The organism is Nocardia cerradoensis NBRC 101014, from assembly GCF_000308535.1.
In the GTDB taxonomy this organism is placed as follows: domain Bacteria; phylum Actinomycetota; class Actinomycetes; order Mycobacteriales; family Mycobacteriaceae; genus Nocardia; species Nocardia cerradoensis.
In genome coordinates this window covers 1-3,434 of the sequence record NZ_BAFW01000062.1, presented here as the reverse complement: position 1 = coordinate 3,434, position 3,434 = coordinate 1, and the positions used below count along the sequence as shown (strand labels likewise).

The 3,434-nt window shown below is 70.5% G+C and carries 4 protein-coding genes; 1 reads left to right on the top strand and 3 read right to left on the bottom strand.

The features are described 5' to 3' along the window. Positions 1 to 139, bottom strand: a 139-nt coding sequence (locus tag ON23_RS39945; RefSeq protein ID WP_039777179.1) for a CT398-like coiled coil hairpin domain-containing protein, incomplete at its 3' end; no start/stop codon positions are given. 215 nt (positions 140 to 354) lie between these two features. Here ON23_RS39945 and ON23_RS07765 point away from each other — a divergent pair. After that, complete coding sequence (locus ON23_RS07765; protein WP_039777178.1) at positions 355 to 798, top strand: OsmC family protein; 444 nt, start codon at positions 355 to 357, stop codon at positions 796 to 798. A gap of 205 nt (positions 799 to 1,003) precedes the next feature. Here ON23_RS07765 and ON23_RS07760 read toward each other — a convergent pair whose 3' ends face one another. Continuing rightward, positions 1,004 to 2,146 carry a Nif3-like dinuclear metal center hexameric protein gene (locus tag ON23_RS07760; protein WP_039777181.1) on the bottom strand — a complete coding sequence of 381 codons (1,143 nt, stop codon included), beginning with the start codon at positions 2,144 to 2,146 and terminating at the stop codon, positions 1,004 to 1,006. A 103-nt stretch (positions 2,147 to 2,249) separates the two neighbouring features. Next, positions 2,250 to 3,305, bottom strand: a complete 1,056-nt coding sequence (cobC, locus tag ON23_RS07755) for an Rv2231c family histidinol phosphate aminotransferase CobC (protein WP_051042218.1) — start codon at positions 3,303 to 3,305, stop codon at positions 2,250 to 2,252. Positions 3,306 to 3,434 lie beyond the last annotated feature (129 nt).

The following is a 3,434-nucleotide window of genomic DNA, read 5'->3' as shown; positions in this document are numbered from 1 at the left end:
GGTCGGTGCGTTCGGCTTCCAGCCGCTGCACTTCCTGCTGTTCGGGCAGCACCTTGCGGCGATGCGCGATCCGCGTCAACTCGGCGTCGACGGCCGCGAGGTCGAGCAGTTTGGCCTGGATCGATGGTTCGACATTCAACGCGGGACGTACTCCTCGACACTATGGACGGTTGCGGGGCGACACGCAGCGGGTGCGCGACGCCGGTGCTCAACCGTACTCTGCCCGCGGCCGGTTTCGCCCCAACCCCACATCGCCGGCCCGCGACCACCGGATACGCGGGGGGCGCGGGTGCCGGTCCGCGGCCGACCGACAACTCGGGTGCGGTGCCGCCGCCACTGTGACACTCTGACCGGATGGCCGAACATCGCTATCGCGTGGACGTGGTGTGGACCGGTGCCACCACCGATTACCGCTCGTATTCGCGCAACCACGAGGTGCTCGCCGAGGGGCGGCCGCCGCTGCAGGGGTCGGCGGACCCGGTCGTCGGCCGCGGCGACGCGACCCGCTGGAATCCCGAGCAACTGCTGGTCGCCTCGCTCTCGGAATGCCACATGCTGTGGTACCTGCATCTGTGCGTCGAGGCCGGAATCGTGGTGATCGACTATCTCGACGAGGCCGAGGGCGTGATGAACGACCAACGCTTCGAACACGTCACTCTGCGCCCGCGCGTCACCATCACCGATGCCGCCCGGGCCGAGCAGGCTCGCGCCCTCCACGCGGAGGCCCACAAGCGCTGCTTCATCGCCAACTCGGTCAATTTCCCGGTCGACCACGAGCCCGACATCCGGGTCGAGTGAGATCGCGCCGGTCATAGCTTTCGGGCGGGCGGGCCGAGAGTGCGATTTCGCCGAGGAATAGCCCCCGGCCGATCAAGGCCCATCACGTGGCTCTGCCGCGTCGGTCGGCCACCGGCGACGCCCGTGGTTCACCATCAGGCTCGCCACCGATACAACGCGCCTGCGCGCCCGACGGTTATCGGCATGCGGGTCGAAGCTGTTCGCGTCAGTCGTCGGCGGCGCCCAGAGTCCACGGGTCGGTGCGCAGGGTGCTGACCCGGGTTTCCACTCCCGGAAGGGCTTCCCGCACAACGCCTTCCGCTTGGGCGCACCAGGGGAATTCGCTGGACCAATGGGCGACGTCGACGAGTGCGGGACCGCCCGCGCGCAAATGTTCGTCGGCGGGATGGTGGCGCAGGTCGGCGGTGACGTAGGCGTCGACGCCGAGCTTCGCGACCGTGCCCAGGAAGGAATCACCGGCGCCGCCACATACCGCGACGGTGCGGATCTCACGCTCGGGATCGCCGGCCGCCCGCACACCCCAGGCGGTGCCGGGCAGGGCGGCGCGCACGCGAGCGGTGAAGGCGCGCAACGTTTCCGGTTCCGGCAGGGTGCCGATGCGGCCGAGGCCCTGCGCCGAAGGCAGCGCCGCGCGTTCGGTGACGTCGAAGGCCGGTTCCTCGTAGGGGTGGGCGGCACGGAGCGCGGTCAGCACCGCGGCGCGGGCCGACGGCGGCGCCACCACTTCGACACGGTCCTCCTCGACGAATTCCAGGTCGCCGACCTGTCCGATCGCCGGATTCGCTCCGGCCATCGGCCGGAACTGCCCGGTTCCCGGCACCCGCCAACCGCATTCGCGATAGAACCCGGCACCGCCGGCGCCCGCCTCGAACATCGCCGCCAGCACCGCGTCGGTGTGCGCGCGCGGAACGAACACCACCCAGGTGTCCACCGGCGCCGTGGACTTCTGCTCCAACGGCCCGGTCACCGTCAGCCCGAGCGTGTGGGCGAGGGCATCCGACACTCCGGGATCGGCCGAATCGGCGTTGGTGTGCGCGGTGAACAACGCACAGTCGCTGCGGATCAGCCGATGCAGCAGCGCGCCCTTCGGAGTACTCGCGGCCACGGTGTCGACCCCGCGCAACAGCAGCGGATGGTGCACGACCAAAGCCTGTGCGCCCCAACCGATCGCCTCGTCGACCACGGCGGCGGTGGCGTCGACCGCGAACAGCACCCGCGAGACGGAGGCCGCGGGATCACCACAGACCAGCCCCACCGAATCCCAGGACTCCGCCAGCCGAGGCGGATACGCGCCGTCGAGGACACCGATCAAGTCCTTCAGCGTCACAACAGAATTCGTCGCTGTCACCACCGCACCTCCACCGTTTCGCCGTTCCGGTCATTATCCACGCCGATGCCGCCGGCCGGGCTGGACCGCGCCGCGAGCCACCCGGCCGCCTGCGCGCCATTCCTCACAGCCCGACGGCCTCGATCGCGGCGATCAAACGGTCGACGGCGGCGTGGTCGCGGACTGCCAGGCGCAGGAATTCGTTGCCGAGCCCCGGGAAGGTGTCACCGCGCCGGACACCGATGTTCTCGTCCGCCAGATGTTTTCGCAGCAACTCACCGTCGGGCACGCGGATCAGCAGGAAGGGGCCGGCGGCCGGTTCGTGCACGGCGATTCCGAGGGCGCGCAGGCGGGGAATCATCGCCTCCCGCTCGGCCCCGATCCGGGCCGCACTCGCCTGCGCCTCCGCGATCGCATGCGCCTCGCAGGTCGCCGCGATCGCCTCGAGCTGCAACGTGCCGAGCGGCCAATGCGCGCGACCGTGGTTCAACCGGGCCAGCAACGCGGGCGGACCCAGCAGATATCCACACCGCAACCCGGCCAGGGCCCAGGTCTTGGTCAGGCTGCGCAAGACGAGGATGTCCGGATAGGGCTGTCCCGCAAGCGATTCCGGTTCACCGGGCACCGCATCGGCGAATGCCTCGTCGACCACCACGATGCGACCGGGCCGCCGTAGCGATTCGATCACGGCGCGAGGATGCAGCACCGAGGTCGGATTGGTGGGATTACCGAGTACCACCAGATCGGCGTCCTCGGGGACCCGCGCCCCGGCCAGCTCGTAGGGCGGCGCCAGCACCACTCGCGCCACCGGAACATTCGCCTCACGCAGCGCGAGTTCCGGTTCGGTGAAGGACGGATGGATGACGGCCGCGAGCCGCGACGCCAGCCGCGGCAACAGCGCGAACCCCTCCGCGGCGCCGGCCAGCAGCAACACTTCTTCCGGCGCGCGCCCGTGCCGTGCCGCCACGATCGCGCGCACCGCGTCGGCCTCCGCCTCGGACGGGTACCGCCCCAGTTCCGGCAATCGCGCGGCCAGCCGCCGCAGCAACCACTTCGGTGGCGCGTCACCACGCACATTCACCGCGAAGTCGAGCATCCCCGCCCGCACATCGCGGTCCCCGTGGTGGCGCAAGGCCGAGCGATCGACCTGCGAAGCACCGAATTCGGAACCCGCCGTCACCGCACCGACAAACCGCGAGTCACCGGACCCGCCGGCGGCTTCCGCGCCAGCGAAATTCGGCCCGTCGCCTGCTACGCCGGGCGCGCGGGATGCCTCAGCGTCGACCCCAGGGCGCTCGCCGGATTCGCA